Source organism: Nonomuraea sp. NPDC049419, from assembly GCF_040676995.1.
Taxonomy (GTDB): Bacteria; Actinomycetota; Actinomycetes; order Streptosporangiales; family Streptosporangiaceae; genus Nonomuraea; species Nonomuraea salmonea.
This window is the reverse complement of sequence record NZ_JBFAQB010000017.1, coordinates 110,172-131,360: the sequence shown is the minus strand read 5'-3', so window position 1 is coordinate 131,360 and position 21,189 is coordinate 110,172. Positions and strand designations below refer to the sequence as shown.

Sequence of the window (21,189 nt, the reverse complement as noted above, 5' to 3'; positions counted from 1 at the left end):
CTCCACAGGTCGCCGCCGAACAGTGGAGACCACGTACGTCGCCGCGCCGGGAACGCTGGATCAGCATGGCGTCCGTCTGATCGATGGGAGTCGCACATGCCTCTGTCCCTTCGCCGAACGTCTCTCTCCGCCCTGATGGCCGCGCTCGTGGCGATCCCCCTGGCGCCGATGGCGTCCCCCGCCGCCGCGGACGCCCGCTGCCACGGCATGAACCGGCTGCGCGTGCCCGGCGCGCAGCACCAGGTCGCCGCCTGCCTGGACGACCTCACCACCGCGGGCACGGTCGCCTCGGGCCACACCGACCAGGCCGACTGGCAGGGCCTGCACGCGGCCGGCACCCGCAACCCGAGCGGCGTGCCCGGCATCCAGCTCGACGGCTACTTCGCCGACACCTCCACCGCCAACCCCACCCACGGCTGGAACCACGACGCCCAGTTCGTCATCCGCCTCCCCGAGCGGTGGAACGGCGGGCTGGTCGTCGCCGGCGCGCCGGGCAACCGCCGCCAGTACGCCAACGACTACACGATCGCGGACTTCGTGCTGGCCAAGGGGTACGCCTACGCCTCCACCGACAAGGGCAACGTGGACGCGAACTTCTACCACGACGGCAAGCGGCCAGGGGACGCCATCAGGGAGTGGTACCACCGGATGACCGAGGTGACGGTCGCCGCCAAGGCCACCGTGGCCCGCCACTACGGCCGGCAGGCGCGCAGGACGTACGCGATGGGCATCTCCAACGGCGGCCAGCTCGTCCGGTGGGCGCTGGAGAACCACCCCGAGCTGTACGACGGCGGCGTCGACTCCGAGGGCACCTACTGGCCGCCGGGCAGGCAGCAGCGCAACGCGCTGACGTACCTGCCGGTGGCGCTGCGCGAATACCCCACGTACAAGGCCACGGGCGACGAGCAGGCGCACGCCGCGATGCTGCGGGCGGGCTTCGCGCCCGGCTCTGAGTTCCTGTGGGACTTCAACTACAGCGTCCTGTGGGACGGCACCCAGCGCCGCTACCGCGAGGAGGTGGACCCCGGCTTCGACGGCGACCTGGACGCCGGCATCCCGTACTGCCGGAGCGGCACCCCCAACTGCGACGCCGACTACGACTACGCCAATCGTCCGAAGAGCGTGCACGACGCCGTACGGCGGGCCTCCCACTCCGGCCGCATCGGCAAGCCGCTGATCACCGTGATGGGCACGCTCGACACGCTGCTGCCGATCAGGGTGCACGGCGACGCGTACGCCCAGGCCGTGCGCGAGCAGGGCAGGAGCGCGCTGCACCGCTACTACCGCATGGAGGGCGCCTCGCACCTCGACATCGAGTACGACATGTTCCCCGACCGCATGCGGCCCCTGCTGCCGTGCATGCGGACGGCGTTCGAGGCCCTGGAGCGCTGGACGGACCGCGGCGAGCAGCCGCCGCGCAGCGCCACCGTCCCCCGCGCGACCTCGGGTGACCTGGTCAACACCTGCGCCATCAGCTGACCAGCTCGCCCGCCCGGTCCCTGATGAGCCGGCGCACGATGAGCGCGGACGGCGACGGCCTGCTGTCCTGACGCTGGGTCAGGCACAGGTGCACGGGCTCGGCGTCGGACAGCGGGATCCACACCACGTCGGTGATGTCGGCCGAGGTGTCGAAGCGGGCGAGCACGCCCAGCCCGACCCCTTGGCCGACCATCACCTTGACCGTCCGCGCCGACATCGCCTGCACGACGACGTCGGGTGCCGGCACATGCCGGTGCAGGGTCTCCCACATCACGGTGCCCGCCCGCATGGTGACGACCGGCCAGCTCTCCAGGTCACGCCACTGCACCTGGTCACGGCCCGCCAAGGGGTGGTCGGTACGCGCGTACACGCCGACCGGCGCGGACGCCAGCGGGATCCTGCGCAGCCCCGGCGCGGCCGGCCCGGCCGGCATGGTGACCACCCCGAAGTCCAGCTCGCCGTCCAGCACCGCCGCCTCCACGGCCGCCGACGCCCCCTCGCGCACGCTGAACCGCAGCCCCGGGTGATAGCGCCGCAACCGGCCCACCACCGGCGCGATCACGGTCTCCACGGCCACCGTGACGCCGCCGATCTGCACCCGCCCGCGATAGGAGCCGCTCGTCTCCATCGCCGACTCGCGCACCGCCTCCTCGGCCGCGACCAGCCTGCGCAGCGGCTCGATCAGCGCCTGGCCCGCCGGTGTCGGGTGCACGCCGTGCCTGCTGCGGGTGAGCAGCACGACGTCGAGCTCCTCCTCCAGCAGCGCGATCTGCTGCCCGACGGTCGGCTGGCTGACCCCGCACCTGGCCGCCGCCGCACGCAGCGAGCCCGTCTCGATCGCGGCCAGGAAGTATCGCGCCCGTTCCACCCGCACCGCGCCACCATAAAGGCGAAGCCTTCCACCTGTGAATCCCTCCGCCGTCTTCCCGCCGCTCCGGCTGAGGGGGATCGTGACCCTCGTACTCTCGGGTGAAAGGAAAGTTCTTTGTCTGACCGTCCGCTCAGCGGGGTGCGCGTCCTGGACGTGTCGACGATCCTGGCGGGGCCCCTGGCGGCCGCGCTGCTCGGAGAGTTCGGCGCCGAAGTGATCAAAGTCGAGCATCCCGCCACGGGCGACCCGGCCCGCCACTACCCGCCCCTGGAGGACGGCGAGTCCGCCGCCTGGACGATGGTCGGGCGCGGCAAGCGCAGCGTCACCATCGACCTGCACCACGCCGAGGCCGCCGCCCTGGTAGGGCGGCTGGCCGCGGCCGTGGACGTCGTCGTCACCAACTTCCGCCCCGCCACCCTGCGCCGCTTCCGCATCGACTTCGACGACCTGCGCGCCTACCGGCCCGACCTGGTGATGGTGCAGGTGAGCGCGTTCGGCAGGACCGGCCCCTACGCCGACCGGCCCGGCTTCGCCCGCGTCGCCGAGGCGTTCGCCGGCCTCACCCACCGCACCGGATCGCCCGACGGGCCGCCCGTCTTCGCCGGCTATCCCGTGGCCGACGGCGTGACCGGCATCTACGCCGCGTTCGCCGCCATGCTCGCGCTGCGCCAGCGCGACCGCACGGGGCAGGCCCAGCTCGCCGACATCCCCCTGTACGAGCCGCTGCTGCGGATGATGGAGGACTTCATCGTCGAGTACGGCGTCACCGGCGAGAACCGCGAGCGCCAGGGCAACCGCAACCCGCACATCAGCCCCAACGACCTCTACCGCACCCGCGACGGCCGCTGGCTGGCCCTGCCCGCCTCGACCGAGCAGATGTGGCGCCGGCTCGTCAAGGTCATGGACGCGGGCGACCTCGCCGTCCACGACACCATGACCGCCCGGCTGGACCACCGCGCCGAGATCGAGGCGCGGGTCGCCGCCTTCGTCGCCGCGCACGACCTCGACCCCCTGATGGCGCTGCTCACCGAGGCCGGCGTGGCCGCCGGACCGGTGAACACCGCCGCCGACATCTGCGCCGACCCGCACATCCGCGCCCGCGGCTCGATCGTCGAGGTGCCCGACGCCAGGACCGGCCGCGCCCGGCTCATGCAGGCCCCGGCCGGCCGCTTCTCCGGCTTCGACCTCGCACCCGGCATCCCCGCCCCCGCCCTGGGCGAACACACCGCCGACGTCCTCCGCGACCTCGCCGGCCTCACCGACCCCGAGATCCAAGCCCTGCGCCACCGAGGAGTGGTCTGACCGACCTGACCCTGACAACCTCCGAGCGAACCTTCCCTGCCCGCGCAGGGCTCGCCTGACCGACGGAAGAGGCTGCCCATGACCCTGGCGACCCTGTCCATCATCGTGCTGGCCGGACTGCTCGCGGCCACCCTGATCCCCGGCTTCGACCTCGGGCTCGGCGCCCTGGCGGCGGCGTTCCTGCTCGGGCTCGCGGCCGGCGTCACCGAGAACGACGTGACGGCGTTCTTCCCCGCCGACTTCTTCGTGCTCATCGTCGGGGTGACCGCGCTGTTCGCCGTCGCCCACCACAACGGCACCCTCGACTGGCTGCTCGACCTGCTGCTGCGGCTGGCCGGCGGGCGGCTCGTGCTGATCGCGCTGGCCCCGTTCGCCATCGGCGCCGTCCTCACCGCCGCCGGCACCCTGCCCGCCGCCGCGACCGCCATCGTCTCCCCCATCGCGCTCGGCTTCGCCGCGCGCTACCGCATCTCACCGATGCTCGCCGCCGTGCTCGGCGTCACCGGCATCATCAGCGGCCTGCTGTCGCCCCTTGCCGTGTACGGGGTCACGGCGCGCGAGCTGGGCGGCAAGCTCGGCATCGGCCTGCCCGGCTCCGCCCCGGTCACGTTCCTGGCCGGCGGCCTGCTCGCCGGGCTCGTCGTGTGCGCGGGCGTCCTGGCGGTGGGCCGCTGGAAAGGCGGCATCCCCCGCGGCCGCACCTCGACCCCCGCCCGAACCCCTCCCATCGCGCCCACCACTCCCACCCCCACGTCGTCAGGGGGCGGGACAGTGACGGTCACCGCTGAGCCGGAGGCGCCTGCCATGGCGCCGCAGCGGCCGGGGGCTCGCGCCTTCACCCTCGTGTGCATGGGTGCGGTGGTCGTGTTGTCCGTCGGGTTCGGCATGAACGTGGGGTACCTCGGCCTCACCGCCGCCCTGATCCTGCAGCTGGCGTTCAGGATGCCGATCGGCGAGGTGGTGTCCAGGATCCCGTGGAACGTGGTGCTGCTGATCGGCGGCCTGCTGACGTACGTGGGGCTGATGCAGCACCTGGGCGCGTTCAAGCAGATCAGCGACCTGCTGGGGGTGACGGGCGCGCCGCTGCTCAGCCTGCTCGTGCTGTGTTACGTCGCCGGCATCACGTCCTTCGCGGCCAGCTCGATCGCGGTGTTCGCGACCGTCATGCCGCTGCTGCCCCCGCTGGTGGACGCCGGCCTCCCCCCGGTCGGCGGCGTGCTGGCCCTGGCGCTGGCCTCGGTGCTGGTGGACCTCAACCCGCTGGGCATCACCGGCGGCCTCATCCTGGGCGCCGCCGAGCCCGCGGTGCGGCCCAGGCTGTTCCGGCAGCTCCTCACGTACGGACTGATCTCGATCGTCGTCGCACCGGCCCTGACCTGGGCCGCCTTCGGATGGTGGTGAGGCGTCACGCCCCTACGGCGTCGATGAGCTTCGCGGTGAAGCGGTGCATGTGCGGGTCGAGCCGCCCGGCCGGCTCGTCGAGCACCTCCCGCGGCGACAGCCACCTGATGCCGGCGAACTCCCCCTCGTCGTAGGAGGTGACGGCGTCCGCCTCCAGCAGGAACCAGAGCGAGACGTCGGTGTGCGGGTGCGCGCCCCTGGTCCGCGTCGCGGTGGCGAAGAACGGCCGCCGCCCGGCGACGGGACCCGGCCGCGCCGCCATGTGCAGCTCCCGGCACTCCCGCTCGACGGTCTCCCACACCTCCTCGCCCGGCTCGACGTGCCCGCCGCTGGGCAGCCACAGCCCCGCCTTGCGGTGGTCGACGAGCAGCAGCCGCCCGTCCGGGTCCATGACCACGGTGTAGGCGACGAGATGCGGGTCGGGGACGTCGGGCGCGTCCGCCCGGTGCAGCGGCACGCCGCTGGCGATCCAGGCGAGCGTCTCGGCGAGGTGCGCGGCCTCCTGCTCGTCCCACGGGGTGATGCCGGCGACCTGTCGCGCCAGCCGCTCCCGGAATGCGTCCGTCATGATCGCCACCGTACGGGAAGGCGCGGTTTGTCGGGTGTTCACCGGACACCGGACGGGCCCGCGGAGCCGTAGCGTGGGGACGGTTGCTCGGGCGGCGTGGGCCAGGGGTTCTCGCGTCGCCCGCATCACCCGAGCGGCCGACGCATGGCCGCCGCCCTGGGAGACCTCAGCTTTCGAGGAGGTTGGCGGCCATCCGCTCGGCGAGCGCGTTGCGCACCGATCGGGCGGCGGCGCTGCCGGGTTTGCGGCGCGCCTGGTCCTCGAAGGCGGCCAGGAGGTCGGCGGCGAAGTCGCGGCGGGGGTGGCGGGCGAGCACGTCCGCGCGCACGTCGTCGGGGAACCGCTCGTGCCAGCGTCCCACCACCTCGAAGCTGGACGCGACCTGGAGGACGTGCGCCTCGGGGTCGTCGGCGGCGGACACGTCGGCGCGCATGTGCAGCACGATGATCTCCTCGGCTCTGGCGGCCCGCTCGTCCGGCCAGCCGGCCGCCGTGCAGAAGACCCAGCCGAGGCACCCGCCCGCCTCTTCGAACGGCATCGTGTGGCTGTCGAACGCCTTCGTCAGGCCCATGTCGTGCAGCAGGGCGGCGACGGAGAACAGCTCGTCGTCGATGGCGATGCCGTGCGCCGCGGCGTACGTCGTGCCCCACAGGCGGGTGCGGACGCAGTGGTCGAGCAGCGCCGGCGGGTAGAAGCGCCGGGCCACCGCCAGCGCCGCCGTAGAGGCGGGAGTCTCCAGGGTCACGAGCCGAGTGTCCCTCACGTGAAGACCGCGGCACGGTGGTCAGGGGTGCGTGTCGCCGGTCAGTCCTGCTCGAAGAGGCGGTCCAGGCGGTAGTCGATGATTCTGAGTGCGTCCTCGTGGCTGCGCTGGCCGCTGAGGACGCTGGAGGTCAGGCCGTTGGCGAGGGCCAGCAGGGACGCGACCTCGATGCGCGGGTCGCGGTCCGCGGCGATGGCGCCGGCCAGCCGTACGGTGAGGAAGTCCTCCAGCGCGTCGGGCAGGGTGAGGCCGGCGGCGGCGAGCGCCGGGTCGGTGAGCGCGGCCGTGTAGTAGGCGGTCCAGGCCAGGGAGTCGAGGCGGCTCTGCTCGTCGTACGGGACGATCGTCGCGAGCACGGCGGCGAGCAGCTCGCGCGGCGCCGGCGTGCCCGAGTCGGTGATGCGCCGCCTGACCCGGCGGTTCATGCGGGCGCCCAGCTCGGTCAGGCCCGATTCGAGCAGGGCCTGCTTGTTGGCGAAGTAGTACTGGACGACGCGCAGCGAGACCCCGGCCTCGGCGGCGATCTCCCGCATCGACACCGCCCCCAGCCCGCGCGTGCTCGCGATGCGCAGCAGCGCCTCGGTCAGCTGCCGCCGCCGCTCGTCATGATCCACCTGTCGGGGCATGCGCGTCTCCCGCCTGCTCGGTCCCGGGAAAGGAGAGGATACGGTCGGCGACCAGCTCGGGGGCCTCGACCGACGGGGCCCGCGCGATGCACGCGGACGGTGCCGGCCCGGGTCTCGACGTCGAAGGCGTCCACAGGCACCGGCCACAGCTCCTGAAGCAGGCGGTCGTAGACGGCGTGGTAGCGGTCACGGGCACGGTCGCTGGTGAAGGCGGACGGCTGGTCGGGCATGCTGGCGATCTCCTTATGGATACAGTTGTATCCTAACCTCCCGCAGGTAAAGTCGGCCAGATGAAGCTTGACGACATCGCCTCCCGGCTCGGGGTTCCCCTCGAGGACGTCGAGCGCGTGCATCGCCTCGCCGGCGATCTCCCGTCCGCGCCGCCGCCCGCCAAGGCCGACGCACCCGCGATCCTCGACCGGCTCGCCGTACGCCCCGACGACGCCGCCGAGATCATGGAGGGCTGGCCGGACCCCGATTCCCCGCTGTGGACGCCGGAGCTGCGCTGGCTGCTCGACCGCGCGACCGCCATGGTCCGCGCCGACCTCGGCGGTTACGGCTGGTTGCCGTTCGGCCCCTCGCTGCCGCGCGATCGGGGCCCCGCCTGGCGGCACCTGTACGTCTACGCCTACCTCGCGCTGATCGACGTCGTCCTCGGCTACCACCGCGACCACGGCGTACCCGAGGACGTGTCCTGGACGACCCTCGCCGACCTCGGCCGCAACCTCGCCATCGACCGGCGGATGGAGCGCGAGGGCTGGCCGGTCATCCAGAACTGGCTGACGCTGCACGTCCGCGGCGGCCTCTACGACCTGGGCCGGCTGCAGTTCCACCGCGGCGACACCGCCGTTCAGCTGCACATCCCCGAGTCGGGTCCGCTGACCCCCGAGGCCATCGACGCCTCGCTCGACCGGGCCCGCGCGTTCTTCCCCCGCCACTTCCCCGACGAGCGCCACACGGCGTTCTCCTGCGGCTCGTGGCTGCTCGATCCGCAGCTCAGCGAATACCTGCCGGCCGACTCCAACATCGTGCGGTTCCAGCGCAGGTTCGAGCTGCAGCCGTACGAGGAGCCCGAGGGGATAGACGCCGACGTCGAGGTGCTGCGGTTCGTCTTCCGTACGCTGACCACGCCGCTCGACCAGTTGCCGCGCCGCACCGCGCTCCAGCGGGCGGTCATCGACCACCTCAAGGCGGGCCGCCACTGGCAGTGGCGCGACGGCCGCTTCCCGATCTGAAAAGCGGCCGCATTCAGGACATCAAGTGGCCGCACCGCTGGCGACCATGCGTGCATCCCTTCGTTCCGCTTGCTGAAAGGACGCACCATGACCGCAGTGCCCGCGGGTTCCAACACCGTGAACCCGTTCATCGTCACCGACGACGCCGCCGGACTGATCGACTTCCTCATCGCGGTGTTCGGTGCGGTGGACGTGCCCGAGGCCCGTACGAACGACAAGGACGGGCTCGTCCTGCACTCCGAGCTGCGCGTCGGTGACTCGCTGCTGACCATCGCCGACCGCAAGCCCGACTGGCCGTTCACGCCGGCGCTCACCCGCGTCTACGTGGACGACGTCGAGGTCACCCTCGACCGGGCGGCGGCGCGCGGGGCCCGCGTCGTGACCCGCCCGACCGGCTTCTTCGGCGACATCCTCGCCCGCTTCCAGGACCCTTCGGGGAACCTGTGGTGGGTGTACCGCCACGACCCTGCGGCGGCCGGGAGCACCTGGAGCGACTCCGACGACGCGTCGGCGGACGCCGCCGAGGACACCGCCGAGGACACCGCCGAGGACGCCGGTGAGGACGCCGGTGACTGGACGGACTTCACCTCGCCGGAGCTGGAGTACATCCACGAGACCCTGGTCGACACCATGCGCTCGCTGAAGGACCCACGCGATCGATGATCCGCTGTACGCGCGGAAACGCCTGAGGGATGCTGGACGCCTGCCGTCCAGAGGAGGAGCGACGTGATGAACATCGGGTTGGCCGAAGTGATGATGTTGCTGTTCTACTGGGTCATTCCAGCGGCAGTCGTCCTCTTCTTCCTCTACTGGACGATCAGGCTCGCCATCAGGCACGAACTCCGGCGGACGGACGCGCGCCGCCCGTAGCGGGCTTGCAGCGATTGCCGCACGGACGCTCGTGTGGCAATCGCTTCCACCGAGATCACCCCAATCGTCCCCGGGATGATCGCTGCTTCTCCTTGCAAGTGCTGCATACGTTTGCAGTATGGTGGTGTACGCCTGGCCCGAGGAGGAGCACCTTGTCCACCCCACTGACCCGATTCACGGCGGACAGCCTGCCCGTCGAGGTTCACCCGAGCGAGGCGGACCTCGGCCGCGCCGCGGCCGAGCGCGCCGCCGCGACCATCGGGGAAGCGGTGGCGCGGCGCGGCGCCGCCCGCGTCGTCATAGCCACGGGAAACTCCCAGTACGCGTTCACCGACGCGCTGCGCGAGCAGGAGATCCCGTGGGATCGGGTGACGGTCTTCCACATGGACGAGTACGTCGGCATCGCGGCCGACCACCCCGCCTCGTTCCGCCGGTGGATCAAGGAGCGCATCGAGGACCCGTTCGCGCCCGCCGCCGTCCACTACATCCACGGCGACGCCCCCGACCCCGAGGCGGAGTGCGCCCGTTACGAGGCCGAGCTGCGTACGCTGCCGCTCGACCTGGTGTGCATGGGCGTCGGCGAGAACGGCCACCTGGCCTTCAACGAGCCGCACCAGGCGCGCTTCGACGACGAGCGGTGGGCCAGGGTGATCACGCTGACGCAGCGCTCGCGCGAGCAGCAGGTCGGCGAGGGCCACTTCGCCACCGTCACCGACGTGCCCGCCACCGCGATCTCACTCACCGTGCCCGCGCTGCTGGCGGCCGCGTCGGTGCAGGTGTGCGTCCCCGAGCAGCGCAAGGCCGCCGCCGTCGCCGCCACCCTCACCGACCCGATCTCACCCGCCTGCCCCGCCACGATCCTCCGCCGCACCCCCCACGCCACCCTGTTCCTCGACTGCGACTCCGCCGGCAAGCTCGACCTGCCACGGTGATCGGGTGCTCCGGTGCGAAGGCGTCGCCGACGTGATCCCTCCTGAGGGCGTCCGCGACGCCACGGACGCGACCCTGACCGGCGGCCCCCATCCGAAAAGCGTGGTGACGTGGACGCGACCCTGACCGGCGGCCCCCTTCCGAAGCGTGGTGACGTGGACGTGATCCTGACCGGTGGCCGGGTGGTGCTGGCCGAGGGGGTTCGTGATGACGTGGACGTGGTCGTCTCGGGTGGGCGCGTCGCGGCGGTGGCGGCGCGCGGGAGCCGTGCCGACGGGCAGGTGATCGACGTCGGTGGGCGGCTGGTCACGCCGGGGCTGATCGACCTGCACGTGCACGGGTTCGCGGGCGCGTGCTTCGACGAGGGACCAGGCCAGGGGGTCGCGGTGCTGCGTGGCCTGGCCGGGCAAGGAGTCACCAGCGTACAGGCGTCGCTGGTGTCGGCGTCCGTCGGGCGGCTGGAGGAGTCGCTGGCCGGGTTCGGCGGCGTGGACCGTACCGTCGAGGGCGGCGCGGAGCTGCTCGGCGTCCACCTGGAAGGGCCGTTCCTGGCGGCGGCGCAGTGCGGCGCGCACGACCCCGCCGTGCTGCGCCCGCCGACCACCGCGGACGTCGGCGTGCTCCTGGAGCACCGCGACGTGCTCAGCATGATCACGCTCGCCCCCGAGCTGCCCGGCGCCGTCGCGGCCACGGCCCGCCTCGCCGCCGCCGGGGTCGTCGTCGCCGCAGGTCACAGCGAGGCACGCGGCGACGACCTGCGCGCGGCCGTCGACGCCGGGCTCACCCACGTCACCCACCTGTGGAGCGGCCAGTCGAGCACGATCAGGCAGGGCCCGTGGCGGCTGCCCGGCTTGCTGGAGGAGTCGCTGGCCGCCGACCACCTGACCGCCGAGGTGATCGCCGACGGCCGCCACCTGCCGCCTGCGCTGCTGGAGATCGCCCGCCGCTGCGTGGGCGAGCGCCTGTGCGTGGTCTCCGACGGCACGCCCGGCACCGGCCTGCCGCGCGGCGCCCGCTACCGCCTCGGCACCGTGACCTGCGAGGTCGGCGACGGCGTCGGGCTCGTGGTGGGCGCGGACGCGTTCGCCGGATCCACCTCGGCGCTGCCCGCCATGCTCCGCCACCTGACCGGCGACCTCGGCTGGCCCGTACCCGAGGCCGTGGCCGCCGCCACCGCCACGCCGGCGCGGGTGCTCGGCCTGACCGGCCGCAAGGGTGTGATCGCGCCCGGCGCCGACGCCGACCTCGCCGTCTTCGACGAAGGCTTCCATCCGTGGGCGACCGTCCTGCGCGGCAGGTGGATCGGCACAGAAGGGAACAGCGCATGACCAGAGTCATCCGGTTGCGAGAGGGCGACACGGTGGCCGTCACGCTCGACGGGCTCGCCCCCGGCGACCCCATCGGGTACGGGCTCACGGCGGCCCAGGACGTCCCGCCCGGCCACAAGGTCAGCCTCACCGCCGTCGAGCCCGGGGCGGAGGTCATCAAGTACGGCCAGGTCATCGGGCACGCCACCGAACCCATCGCACCCGGCCGCCACGTGCACACGCACAACCTCGGCTTCCACGACACCGAGCGGGCCGAGGTCGTCCCCACGCCGGGGACGGTCGTCCCCCAGGAGCCCGAGACGTTCCAGGGCATCGTGCGTCCCGACGGCCGGATCGCCACCCGCAACTACGTCGGCATCATCACCTCGGTCAACTGCTCGGCGACCGTCGCCAAGCTCATCGCCGACCAGACCCGCCGCTCAGGGGTGCTGGACGCGGCCCCGCACGTGGACGACGTCGTCGCCATCACCCACGGCAGCGGATGCGGGCTGGCCTCCGACGGCGAGGGGCTCGACCTCCTGCGCCGTACGCTGTCCGGCTACGCCGCCCACCCCAACTTCGGCGCGCTGCTGGTGCTCGGCCTCGGCTGCGAGGTCAACCAGATCGCCGAGCTCGACCTGCCCACCGGCACCCCGATCGCGACGATGACCATCCAGGAGGCGGGCGGCACGGCGGCGGCCGTGCGCAAGGGCGTCGAGGCCATCCGCGAGCTGCTGCCCGTGCTCGACGTGACCCGCACGCCCGTGCCCGCCTCGCACCTGGTGCTCGGGCTCAAGTGCGGCGGCTCCGACGGCTACTCCGGCATCACCGCCAACCCGGCGCTGGGCGTCGCCGCCGACCTGCTGATCGCGCAGGGCGGCACGGCGATCCTGGCCGAGACGCCGGAGATCTACGGCGCCGAGCGGCTGCTCGCGGCCAGGGCCGTGGACGAGAAGGTCGCGCGGGCGCTGCTCGACCGCATCGACTGGTGGCGCGACTACACCGCGCGGCACGGCGGCTCCCTCGACAACAACCCGTCCCCGGGCAACAAGGAGGGCGGGATCACCACGATCCTGGAGAAGTCGCTCGGCGCGGTCGCCAAGGCCGGAAGCGCGCCCTTGACCGGCGTCCACGGCTTCGCCGAGGCCGTACGACAGCCCGGCCTCGCCTTCATGGACACTCCCGGCTACGACCCCGTCTCGGTCACCGGCATGGTGGCCGGCGGCGCGAACATCGTCTGCTTCACCACGGGACGCGGCTCCGTCTACGGCTGCAAACCGGTCCCGAGCCTGAAGCTCGCCACCAACAGCGACGTCTACCGCCGCATGCGCGACGACATGGACATCGACTGCGGCCCGATCGCCACAGGCGAAGCCACGATCGATGAGATCGGCCGCGCCATCTACGACCTGATCCTGGCCACCGCATCTGGCCGGCAGACGGCCAGCGAACTGCTCGGCTTCGGCGACGAGGAGTTCGCCCCCTGGCAACTCGGCGCCGTCATGTGACCCCGGACGGGAGGTCGCGCGGAACGACCCCGCGGCCTCTCGCCCCGCGTCCGTCGCATGACAGGACCGGCACGACGCCTCACCCTTCGACGCCGCGTCCGCCCTGGAAGGCCGATGGTCAGGTGGTGGGGGCCGGGGTGGTGGAGCCGCGGACCACCAGGCGGGTTTCCAGCTGGACGACCGGAGGTGCCTCGTCCGTCGGGTTGGCGATCATGTCGAGGAGCAGGTCGACGGCGGCCATCCCGGCTTCCGTGCCCGGCACGTGGATGGAGGTCAGCGTCGGGTAAGCCATGCCGGACATCGGGCTGTCGTCGATGCCGATCACGCTGAGGTCCTGGCCGACCCGTACGCCGCGCTCGGCCAACCGGGTCATCAGGCCGAGGGCGATCAGGTCGTCGTAGGCGATGACCGCGGTGACGTCGCCGGCGTGCACCAGGTCGGCGGCCCGTACCCCGGCCTGGACCTGCGGCTCGAAGGGGCCGTACTCGACCAGCTCGATGTCCTGCGCCAGGCAGGCCGCGACGACGGCCTTGCGCCGCTGCGCGTTGGACCACGAACGCCGTGGCCCGTTGAGGTAGGCGAGCTTGCGGTGGCCGAGCGCGGTGAGGTGCTCGACGGCCTCGATCATGCCGTCGGCGTTGTCGACCAGGACGTTGGCCGCGCCCTCGACCCGCCGGTTGACGAACACGATGGGCTTGAGCCTGGCCAGCTCGGCGAGCCGCTCGTCGCCGGTGCGCGGCGAGACCATGATGAGCCCGTCCACCCGCTTGCGGAGGATCTGCGCCCGTTCCACCTCGTCGCCGGGGTGTTCGTCGACGTCCGTGATGATCACGGTCTTGCCCTTGAGGCCCGCCCGCGCCTGGATCGCCTTGATGATCGGCGGGAAGAACGGGTTGGCGATGTCGGGCACGATGAGGCCGAGGATGTCGTGGTGCCCCGAGATCAGCGAGCGGGCCGTCTGGTTGGGGACGTAGCCCAGTTCGCGGGCCGCGCGGCGCACTCTTTCGCGCGTGTGCACGTTGACCTTGTCGGGATCGGACAGCGCCCGCGAGACGGTCGACGCGGACAGCCCCGTTGCCTGAGCGACGTCCGCAAGCGTGACTGGCATGTGCCTGGCCCTCCTGGTTTGCTGCAACGAAGGCGACCATATCGCAGGCGCGGACCGGCCGAGGCCGACTGCGATTGCAGGATCATGCTGCTATTGCTGCCATCGATTGCCGCGCCTTCTTCCTCACCTCTCTCCCGCTTCTCCGGTACGCCGAGCGCGTCGATGAGCCGTAATGACCATCACCCCGGGTGCTGTTGATCGCCGCCGGGTCGTCCACGACACGCCTTCTGCAATCGTTTGTTGCAATTTCATGACCGCTCTCGGCATCATGACACAGGAACCGAGGAGGATCCCATGACTGCGTTTGCGGAGGCGAGCGGTATGAAACGGTACGTCATGTGCGGGCTGTCCAGCCGAGGGCTGACGAGCTTCGTGCTGCCGCTCATCGAGCGCGGCGACACCCTGGCCGGCGTGATGGACCCCGACCGGGCAAGGGTGGCGGCGTTCGACCACTCGGTGCCGCCCGGCGGACACGAGCCGCCGGCCTGGTACGCGCCTGACGACTTCGACCGCATGGTGGACGACCCGGCGCCCGGCATCGTGATCGTCGCCTCCCCCGACCACACCCATGTCGGCACCGTCGTGGCCGCGCCGGCCCGCGACCTCGACGACATTCCCGGACTCCTGTCATGATCCTGCACTTCGGCCTCGGCGCCTTCCACCGCGCCCACCAGGCCGTCCACACGCAGGAGGCGGGCGACGGCTGGACGATCTGCGCCGTCGCGCCGCGCTCCCCCGACGTCGTGCGCGCGCTGCGGGCCCAGGACCACCGCTACACCCTGCTGGTACGCGACGGCGACCGCGTCTCCGCCACCGAGGTCACCTCCATCCGCCGCACCCTGCACGCGCCGACCGAGGCCGAGCAGGTCATCCGGTACGTCGCCGACCCCTCGGTCCGGGTGATCACGCTCACGATCACCGAGAAGGCGTACGCCGACACCGCGCCCGGCAGCCCCATCGGCCTGCTGGCGGCCGGGCTGTCCCGCAGATCCGCCGCCGGTGCCGGTCCTGTGGCGGTGGTCAGTTGCGACAACCTGCTCGCCAACGGCGCCCGCGTACGTGCAGCCGTGCAGCACGCTTGCGGCAACGTGCCGGAAGGCGTGTCGTTCCCCGCCACCGTCGTGGACCGGATGGTGCCCGCCACCACCCCCGACGACCTCACGACCGCGGAACGGCTGACCGGGCGGCCTGACCTGGCGGCCGTGGTGGCCGAGCCGATCAGCCAGTGGGTGCTCCAGGACGACTTCCCCGGTGGGCGGCCTTCCTGGGAGCGGGCGGGGGCGCGGTTCGTCGCGGACGTGGAGCCGTACGAGCGGGCCAAGCTGCGGGTGCTCAACGGCGTGCACAGCGCGCTCGCCTACACGGGCGCGCTGACCGGCCACGAGTACATCGCCGACGCCCTCGACGACCCGTCACTCGCCCACCTCGCCGAGCGACTGCTGGCTGAGGACGTCCTGCCCACCCTGACCCCGCCTCCCGGCGTGGACCTGCCCTCGTACGGCGAGCAGGTGGTGACCAGAATGCGCAACCGCGCGCTGCGCCACCGCTGCGCCCAAATAGCCATGGACGGCTCCCTGAAGGTCCCGATCCGCCTTCTGGGCACCGCCCGCGACCGCCTGTCCGCCGGCGCTTTCCCCCATTGGACCTGCCTGGCGGTGGCCGCCTGGCTGAGACACGTCACCGTCTCCGTAGACGACGCAGGCCGCCCGGTGGACGTCAACGATCCCCGGGCAGAGGACCTCCGCCGCCTGGCCCACACCCCCCGACGCCTGCTCGCCGAGGTGGCCCCCGACCTGGCCGACCACCCGGACTTCGTCACCCACCTCCGCGCCACACTGTCCGACTTCGCAGAACACGGCGTCCGAGAAACCCTGAACCGCGCATGAACCACCCCAGCACCAACTGCGTGGTGACCTGGAAGGCCGGCAAGTACCAGGGCAGGCTCAGCACCACGGGCGCCTCCATCCAGAAGCAGGGCGGCGGCCGGATCGACGACACCGACTTCTACAAGATCTACGCCGGTCCCGTGAAGGTGAGCGCCAAGGGCACGTGCGTCTCGTGGGGCGGCGTCGCCTCGAACGGCGCCGGCGCCGGCGACAGCTGGCAGTCCGGCTGGACCCGCTGCGGCTGACGCTCGCCAGGAAGGGGCCCCTCGACGCAGGGCCCCTTCCTTTTGCGTCAGGACCAGCACCGGCGACCTGCACCGAGAACCGCGTAAGCTCGGGCGCTATGGAGAAGGTCACGCGATATGGGAAGTTCGTCGCTCAGGATGGGCAGGGGGCGGAGCTGGCCGAGCTGTTGCTCGGGGCCGCGAACGCTCTGAAGGGAGTGGCCGGGTGTGAGTTGTACCTGGTCAATCGGCAGACTGATGCGCCCGACACCATCTGGGTGACCGAGCTCTGGCGTAGTCAGGCCGACCTCGACGACGCTCTGCAGCAGGTGGCCGGTAGTCCGGAGGCTGCCGCGGCGATGCGGCTCGTTCAGTCGGCCGAGATGATCGAGCTGGATCTGCTGGGTGGCGCGGGCCTGGCCTCGTCAGACTCCCCGGCCGCCTGAGCCGGGGGTCAGCGGGGCAGTTCGAAGCCGTCGTGGCTCCTCGTGAAGCCGAGGGAGTCGTAGAAGCGGTGGGCGCCGGTGCGGCGCTTGTTGCTGGTGAGCTGCACCAGCGTGCAGCCCCGTGCTCGGGCGCGGTCGATCGCCGACCCCGGCGGCGCTCACCTGGGTTCTCGCCGCTCAGCCCTCCCGGCTCCGGTAGGTCGCGCGCAGCTCGATGAGCTTCTGCTTGGCCACCTCGTCCAGGGCCCGCCGATGCTCCGGGTCCTCCTCCCAGGTGGCCTCCGCGCACAGCACCCTGGCCGCCTCGTGCGGCTCGGCATCGCGTACGCGGTACCGGACGGTGTCGCCGGAGGCGCCCCTGTCGGGGTCGGGGCACAGGATCGTCACGATGCCGGAGACGAGGACCTGCCTGGTCCACGGGTTCCTGGCCAGCACCTGCCGGTCCACCGTCAGCCCGCCGTCCATGAGCTCGCCGCCCAGGTAGTCGTCCTCCCACCGCCACACGCGCCGGCTGACGCCCGGCCGCAGGTAGAGGCCGCCCCGGCCTTCGACGGGCACCGAGAACGTGTGCGTGCCGGCGCGGCACAGCTCCTTGGCGATGCGGTCGGCGTCGGCGCGTTCGCGCAGCCGGTCCTCGTCGGGGTCCTGCCCGGACAGCGGGTTCCGGTGCCGCTGCTCGGCGTAGTAGCGGTCGAGCAGCGGATCGGCGTACCGGCCCGCACGCATGCCCGGCGGCATGCAGGTCGCCGCCGTGAGGTCGGCGCCGTCCTCGATGTCGAGCCCCTTCTCGCGCAGCCACGCGTGTACGGTGACGCCCTCCTTCTCGGCCAGGCGGTGGACCTGACGCAGCCAGCCGTCGAAGGTGTCGAGGTCGGGCTCGGCCCGCAGCGACGCCCAGTCGGCCGCCGCCGAGACCGGCACCGGCGCCTCCCGGCGCGACGGAGGCTGGACGAGCTGCTCGGGCTCGAGGTCGATCGAGTAGTAGAGGACGCCGCGGGCGATGTAGGAGAACGGGGCCGCGTGCACGATCGGGTCGAAGACGTCCCGGATCGGCCAGAACCTCAGCAGCCACGTCTCGTCGCACTCGCCCGTGCCGTGCCCGTCGCCCGGCCGGGGCTCGCGTAAGTGCATCTGGACGCCGTACTCGAAGTGCGGCGGCCCGATCAGGAAGTCGTGCCCTCTGCCGTCCATCGACGCGAGGACGGCGACCACCCCGCTCTCCGCGACGAACGTCGACGAGCTGACCGGCGTCCACGAGCCGTGCGCGGGCTCCGGCTCGGCGTCCCAGGACTCGAGCCGGACGGCCGCGGTGAAGTGGTATATCTCCTCGGTGGGCGACCCCCAGGCCGGCAGGTCGGTGCCGTCGAGCCCGATCGAGTTGTACTCGACGTAGACCTCGTCATCGAGACTCCGCAACAACCGCGCCATCGCCCGCCACCCTCACCTCGTGATCACCTGACCCGGCGAAGTATGGCCGACCCCACCGACAGTCCCCGCGACGGTCTCAGATCACGCAGAACTCGTTGCCCTCGACGTCGGCCGTCACCACCCACAGCTCCGGCGGCGTGCGGCGCTCGACGACCGTGGCGCCGAGCTTCGTCAGGCGGGTCACTTCCTCCTCGATGCGGCTTTTGCGCTCGTCGCCGGTGAGGCCCTTCGAGACCCGGATGTCGAGGTGGAGCCGGTTCTTCGTGGCCTTGGACTCGGGGGCCCGCTGCGGATCGGCACAGTCGAACGCGACCTGCAGCTCCGTCTCCATGTCTTCCCTTTCGTGTGAGCCCAGTCGGATGCCCGGCGATGCCACGCGCTGCCACCGACAGCACCGATCACCGTTCGGTGGGTTTGGTGTGGAGGATTTCGCGGGCCTGGCCGGCGGCGCGGGTGATGCTTTCCGCGACGAAGTCGACGAAGCGGGCGATGTTCTCCAGGCGGGCGGCGGCCGGGGTGCCGGGGCCGAGGATGCCGACGCCCTGACGGGCGATCTCGCCCAGGTGGGCGATGGAGTGGGCGCTGGCCATCGTGGACTGGTACAAGACGTCGTCGTCCACGACGTAGCGTTCGCGGCGGCGTTCGTCGCGCTCGCGGCGGATGAGGCCCTGGCTCTCGAGGAACGTGACCGCCTTCGACACCGATGCCGGGCTGACCTGGAGGTGGGCGGCCAGCTCGGCGGCGGTGAGGCTGCCGCTGTCGGTGGTGTAGAGGGCGGTCAGGAGGCGGGCCGTCATCTTGGGCAGGCCCGACTGCATGAAGACGGTGGTGAAGGTCTCCTCGTACTCGCGTACGGCCTCGGTGTCGCGGCCGTCGGGCTGCGGGGCCGCGCCCGGCGCGCGGGTGGCGGGCTTCTTGCGGCGGTGGGCGCGGCGTTCCGCGGTGAGGTGGGCGAGGTCGGCGCGGTAGGAGGTGGGGCCGCCGTTGCGCATGACCTCGCGGGTGACGGTCGAGGTCGGGCGGTCGAGGCGGCGGGCGATCTCGGCGTAGGCGAGGCCGTCGGCCAGGCCCAGTGCGATCTGCTGGCGTTCCTGCTGGGTGAGTCTGCCGCCCGGCATCGTGGGCCTCCTCCGTGATCCGCGGTGTCCGCACACCATAGCGTTCATCGCTGATCTGTTGCAACGCAACAGGGTCGCGTTCATTGCGTTAGATTCAAGGCGGTTGCAATGATTTCATGGCTACTAGCTGCTAATACTCCGTCCTAGAGCAACGATTGTGTTGTCAGAATTTGGAAAGCAACGTAGCTTTTCGTTCGTCGGAAACGAACGGACAAGAGGAGCAACACCATGCAGCGCTTCGACACCCCCGCCACCATCTCGACGGTCCTCGACATCGCCGCCGGGCACATCACGTTCGTCGCCGCCGACCGCGCCGACACCACGGTCGAGGTCCGGCCCGCGGACGCCTCCAAGAGCCGCGACGTGAAGGCCGCCGAGGAGACCGCGGTCACCTACGACGACGGCGTCCTGCGGATCCACACCCCCGAGCCCAAGAACCAGTTCTTCGGCCCCTCCGGCTCCGTCGAGGTGACGGTGCAGCTGCCCGCCGGCTCGCGGGTCGAGGCGAAGGCGGCCGCCGGCGACCTCCGGGGCGTCGGGCGGCTCGGGGAGGTGTCCTACACCGCCGCGAGCGGCACGGTCAAGCTCGACGAGGCCGCGAGCGCCGACCTGACGCTCCAGGCCGGTGACGTCACCGTCGGCCGCCTCACCGGCCCGGCGCGGATCAGCACCCTGAAGGGCGACCTGCGCGTCGCCGAGGCCGTACGCGGCACCGTCACGCTGCGCACCGAGCACGGCGACATCGAGGTCGGCGCCGCCCGCGGCACCTCGGCCTCGCTGGACGCCGGCACCACGTACGGCCGCATCAACAACTCCCTGACGAACAGCGGCGCCGCCGACCTGACCATCCACGCGACCACCGCGTACGGCGACATCACCGCCCGCAGCCTGTAAAGCCACCCGTCTCACCGAAGGAGCACCATGTCCATCACGCGTTCCGCCCAGGCCCGCCCCCAGTTGCAGCAGATCATCGAGGAGATGATCGACTCGGGCTTCATCGGGGTGACCCTGCGCGTCCACGACGAGCAGGGCGAATGGGTCGGCACCGCCGGGGCCGCCGAGCTGGGCGGGAGCGCCGGGCCGCCGGTCGACGGCCACGTCAGGATCGGCAGCAACACCAAGACCTTCGTCGCGACCGTGGTGCTGCGGCTCGTGGCCGAGGGCAGGCTCGGGCTGGACGATCCGGTGGCCGGGCGCCTGGCGGGGTTCGGGCTCGACCCGCGGATCACCGTACGGATGCTGCTGCAGCACACCAGCGGCGTGTTCAACTTCACCGGCGACTTCGACCCCGACGGCACGTACGTGCCGGGCAGCCCCGCCACCACCTCGGGCGAGGAGTGGGTGGCGGCCCGGTTCACGACCTTCCAGCCGGAGGAGCTGGTACGGCTGGCGCTGTCGAAGCCGGCCAGGTTCGAGCCGGGCACCGACTGGAGGTACTCCAACACCAACTACGTCCTGGCCAGGCTGCTGATCGAGAAGGTCACCGGCCGCCCACTGGCCGACGAGATGCGGCGGCTGATCCTGGACCCGCTCGGCCTGACGGGCACCGTCCAGCCGTCCGACGAGGTCGACGTCCCCGAGCCGTACGCCCATGCCTACTACCGATCCGAGCAAGGGACGGTCGACGTCACCCGGCACAACCCCTCCTGGATCTCCAGCGGCGGCGACATGATCTCCACCACTCGCGACCTGCAGACGTTCATCGCCGCGCTGGTGGGCGGCAGGCTCCTGCCGGACGCGCTGCTCGAAGAGATGTGCGCGCCGCACCCGACCGGCATCCCCGGGGCGGGCTACGGCCTGGGGGTGTTCGTCCAGACCACGCAGGGCGGCGGCACCGTCATCAACCACAACGGCGGCATCGCGGGCCACGCGGCGCTCATGTACAGCACGCCCGACGGCGCCAGGACCCTGACCGCCGCACTGAACTACACCGACGACCCCACGCTCTCCCTGGGCCCGGCGTTCCAGAAGGCGACGGAGCGGCTCGTCAGGGAGGTGTTCGACGCGCCTCAGGAGAAGGCTTCGTCGAGCTGCGGATCATAGAGAACCGGGCCGTGCCGGGCGGCCGGCGAGCATCCGCCGAGCCGCCTTCGTATCCCCGCTCATGCCGAGGACGGCG

The 21,189-nt window shown here is 71.9% G+C and carries 23 protein-coding genes; 15 read left to right on the top strand and 8 right to left on the bottom strand.

Annotated features, from left to right (window positions below; translation table 11 throughout):
- Positions 1–96 precede the first annotated feature (96 nt).
- Positions 97–1,479 (top strand): tannase/feruloyl esterase family alpha/beta hydrolase, encoded by a 1,383-nt coding sequence (locus AB0K12_RS36245; protein WP_364571534.1) that lies wholly within the window; start codon positions 97–99, stop codon positions 1,477–1,479.
- Here AB0K12_RS36245 and AB0K12_RS36240 read toward each other — a convergent pair.
- Positions 1,472–2,353, bottom strand: a complete 882-nt coding sequence (locus AB0K12_RS36240; protein ID WP_364571532.1) for a LysR family transcriptional regulator — start codon at positions 2,351–2,353, stop codon at positions 1,472–1,474. The genes AB0K12_RS36245 and AB0K12_RS36240 overlap by 8 nt on opposite strands.
- Before the next feature lie 111 nt (positions 2,354–2,464).
- Here AB0K12_RS36240 and AB0K12_RS36235 point away from each other — a divergent pair, with 111 nt between their 5' ends.
- Positions 2,465–3,652, top strand: a complete 1,188-nt coding sequence (locus tag AB0K12_RS36235; RefSeq protein ID WP_364571530.1) for a CoA transferase — start codon at positions 2,465–2,467, stop codon at positions 3,650–3,652.
- A gap of 78 nt (positions 3,653–3,730) precedes the next feature.
- The gene (locus tag AB0K12_RS36230) at positions 3,731–5,053 is read left to right on the top strand and encodes an SLC13 family permease (protein WP_364571528.1); all 1,323 of its coding nucleotides are present in this window, start codon (positions 3,731–3,733) and stop codon (positions 5,051–5,053) included.
- Positions 5,054–5,057: 4 nt separating this feature from the next.
- Here the strand turns inward: AB0K12_RS36230 and AB0K12_RS36225 are convergent, their stop codons facing one another.
- The 3 genes from AB0K12_RS36225 to AB0K12_RS36215 all read right to left on the bottom strand — a co-directional run bounded on the left by AB0K12_RS36225 (position 5,058) and on the right by AB0K12_RS36215 (position 7,010).
- The gene (locus AB0K12_RS36225; protein ID WP_364571526.1) at positions 5,058–5,621 is read right to left on the bottom strand and encodes an NUDIX domain-containing protein; all 564 of its coding nucleotides are present in this window, start codon (positions 5,619–5,621) and stop codon (positions 5,058–5,060) included.
- Between the two features lie 166 nt (positions 5,622–5,787).
- Positions 5,788–6,366 carry a cyanamide hydratase gene (locus AB0K12_RS36220; RefSeq protein WP_364571524.1) on the bottom strand — a complete coding sequence of 193 codons (579 nt, stop codon included), beginning with the start codon at positions 6,364–6,366 and terminating at the stop codon, positions 5,788–5,790.
- A gap of 59 nt (positions 6,367–6,425) precedes the next feature.
- Positions 6,426–7,010 (bottom strand): TetR/AcrR family transcriptional regulator, encoded by a 585-nt coding sequence (locus AB0K12_RS36215; protein ID WP_364571522.1) that lies wholly within the window; start codon positions 7,008–7,010, stop codon positions 6,426–6,428.
- A gap of 290 nt (positions 7,011–7,300) precedes the next feature.
- On the opposite strand from AB0K12_RS36215, the gene AB0K12_RS36210 reads away from it, so the two are divergent.
- The 6 genes from AB0K12_RS36210 (at position 7,301) to AB0K12_RS36185 (ending at position 12,860) form a co-directional block, all read left to right on the top strand.
- Positions 7,301–8,245, top strand: a complete 945-nt coding sequence (locus tag AB0K12_RS36210) for an acyltransferase domain-containing protein (RefSeq protein ID WP_364571520.1) — start codon at positions 7,301–7,303, stop codon at positions 8,243–8,245.
- An 87-nt stretch (positions 8,246–8,332) separates the two neighbouring features.
- The gene (locus AB0K12_RS36205; protein ID WP_364571518.1) at positions 8,333–8,908 is read left to right on the top strand and encodes a VOC family protein; all 576 of its coding nucleotides are present in this window, start codon (positions 8,333–8,335) and stop codon (positions 8,906–8,908) included.
- 66 nt (positions 8,909–8,974) lie between these two features.
- Positions 8,975–9,115, top strand: coding sequence for a hypothetical protein (locus AB0K12_RS36200; RefSeq protein ID WP_364571516.1), 141 nt, complete (start codon positions 8,975–8,977; stop codon positions 9,113–9,115).
- Between the two features lie 152 nt (positions 9,116–9,267).
- Complete coding sequence (locus tag AB0K12_RS36195) at positions 9,268–10,047, top strand: glucosamine-6-phosphate deaminase (protein ID WP_364571514.1); 780 nt, start codon at positions 9,268–9,270, stop codon at positions 10,045–10,047.
- A 108-nt stretch (positions 10,048–10,155) separates the two neighbouring features.
- The gene (locus AB0K12_RS36190) at positions 10,156–11,373 is read left to right on the top strand and encodes an amidohydrolase family protein (RefSeq protein ID WP_364571512.1); all 1,218 of its coding nucleotides are present in this window, start codon (positions 10,156–10,158) and stop codon (positions 11,371–11,373) included.
- Complete coding sequence (locus tag AB0K12_RS36185) at positions 11,370–12,860, top strand: altronate dehydratase family protein (RefSeq protein WP_364571510.1); 1,491 nt, start codon at positions 11,370–11,372, stop codon at positions 12,858–12,860. Before AB0K12_RS36190 ends, AB0K12_RS36185 begins: the two co-directional genes overlap by 4 nt.
- A 118-nt stretch (positions 12,861–12,978) precedes the next feature.
- On the opposite strand, the gene AB0K12_RS36180 is transcribed toward AB0K12_RS36185, so the two are convergent.
- Entirely contained in the window at positions 12,979–13,968 is a 990-nt protein-coding gene (locus AB0K12_RS36180; RefSeq protein ID WP_364571508.1) for a LacI family DNA-binding transcriptional regulator, read from the bottom strand.
- A gap of 294 nt (positions 13,969–14,262) precedes the next feature.
- Between AB0K12_RS36180 and AB0K12_RS36175 the strand changes: the two genes are divergently transcribed.
- From AB0K12_RS36175 to AB0K12_RS36160, 4 genes are all read left to right on the top strand, one after another.
- On the top strand, positions 14,263–14,601 hold the full coding sequence (locus tag AB0K12_RS36175; RefSeq protein WP_364571506.1) for a Gfo/Idh/MocA family oxidoreductase: 339 nt from the start codon (positions 14,263–14,265) through the stop codon (positions 14,599–14,601).
- Positions 14,598–15,854, top strand: a complete 1,257-nt coding sequence (locus AB0K12_RS36170) for a mannitol dehydrogenase family protein (RefSeq protein WP_364571504.1) — start codon at positions 14,598–14,600, stop codon at positions 15,852–15,854. Before AB0K12_RS36175 ends, AB0K12_RS36170 begins: the two co-directional genes overlap by 4 nt.
- Positions 15,851–16,099 carry a hypothetical protein gene (locus AB0K12_RS36165; RefSeq protein ID WP_364571502.1) on the top strand — a complete coding sequence of 83 codons (249 nt, stop codon included), beginning with the start codon at positions 15,851–15,853 and terminating at the stop codon, positions 16,097–16,099. Before AB0K12_RS36170 ends, AB0K12_RS36165 begins: the two co-directional genes overlap by 4 nt.
- 98 nt (positions 16,100–16,197) lie before the next feature.
- The gene (locus tag AB0K12_RS36160) at positions 16,198–16,524 is read left to right on the top strand and encodes an antibiotic biosynthesis monooxygenase family protein (protein WP_364571500.1); all 327 of its coding nucleotides are present in this window, start codon (positions 16,198–16,200) and stop codon (positions 16,522–16,524) included.
- Positions 16,525–16,701: 177 nt separating this feature from the next.
- Here the strand turns inward: AB0K12_RS36160 and AB0K12_RS36155 are convergent, their stop codons facing one another.
- The 3 genes from AB0K12_RS36155 to AB0K12_RS36145 form a co-directional block, all read right to left on the bottom strand.
- Positions 16,702–17,952, bottom strand: a complete 1,251-nt coding sequence (locus AB0K12_RS36155) for a hypothetical protein (RefSeq protein ID WP_364571498.1) — start codon at positions 17,950–17,952, stop codon at positions 16,702–16,704.
- A 76-nt stretch (positions 17,953–18,028) separates the two neighbouring features.
- Positions 18,029–18,283: a VOC family protein gene (locus tag AB0K12_RS36150; protein ID WP_364571496.1), complete on the bottom strand. Its 255-nt coding sequence runs from the start codon at positions 18,281–18,283 to the stop codon at positions 18,029–18,031.
- A 67-nt stretch (positions 18,284–18,350) separates the two neighbouring features.
- On the bottom strand, positions 18,351–19,070 hold the full coding sequence (locus AB0K12_RS36145) for a helix-turn-helix domain-containing protein (protein ID WP_364571494.1): 720 nt from the start codon (positions 19,068–19,070) through the stop codon (positions 18,351–18,353).
- Positions 19,071–19,298: 228 nt separating this feature from the next.
- Here AB0K12_RS36145 and AB0K12_RS36140 point away from each other — a divergent pair, with 228 nt between their 5' ends.
- Together AB0K12_RS36140 and AB0K12_RS36135 are read left to right on the top strand one after the other, a co-directional pair.
- Positions 19,299–19,964 carry a DUF4097 family beta strand repeat-containing protein gene (locus AB0K12_RS36140; protein ID WP_364571492.1) on the top strand — a complete coding sequence of 222 codons (666 nt, stop codon included), beginning with the start codon at positions 19,299–19,301 and terminating at the stop codon, positions 19,962–19,964.
- 27 nt (positions 19,965–19,991) lie between these two features.
- Positions 19,992–21,113, top strand: a complete 1,122-nt coding sequence (locus AB0K12_RS36135; RefSeq protein WP_364571490.1) for a serine hydrolase domain-containing protein — start codon at positions 19,992–19,994, stop codon at positions 21,111–21,113.
- Positions 21,114–21,189 lie beyond the last annotated feature (76 nt).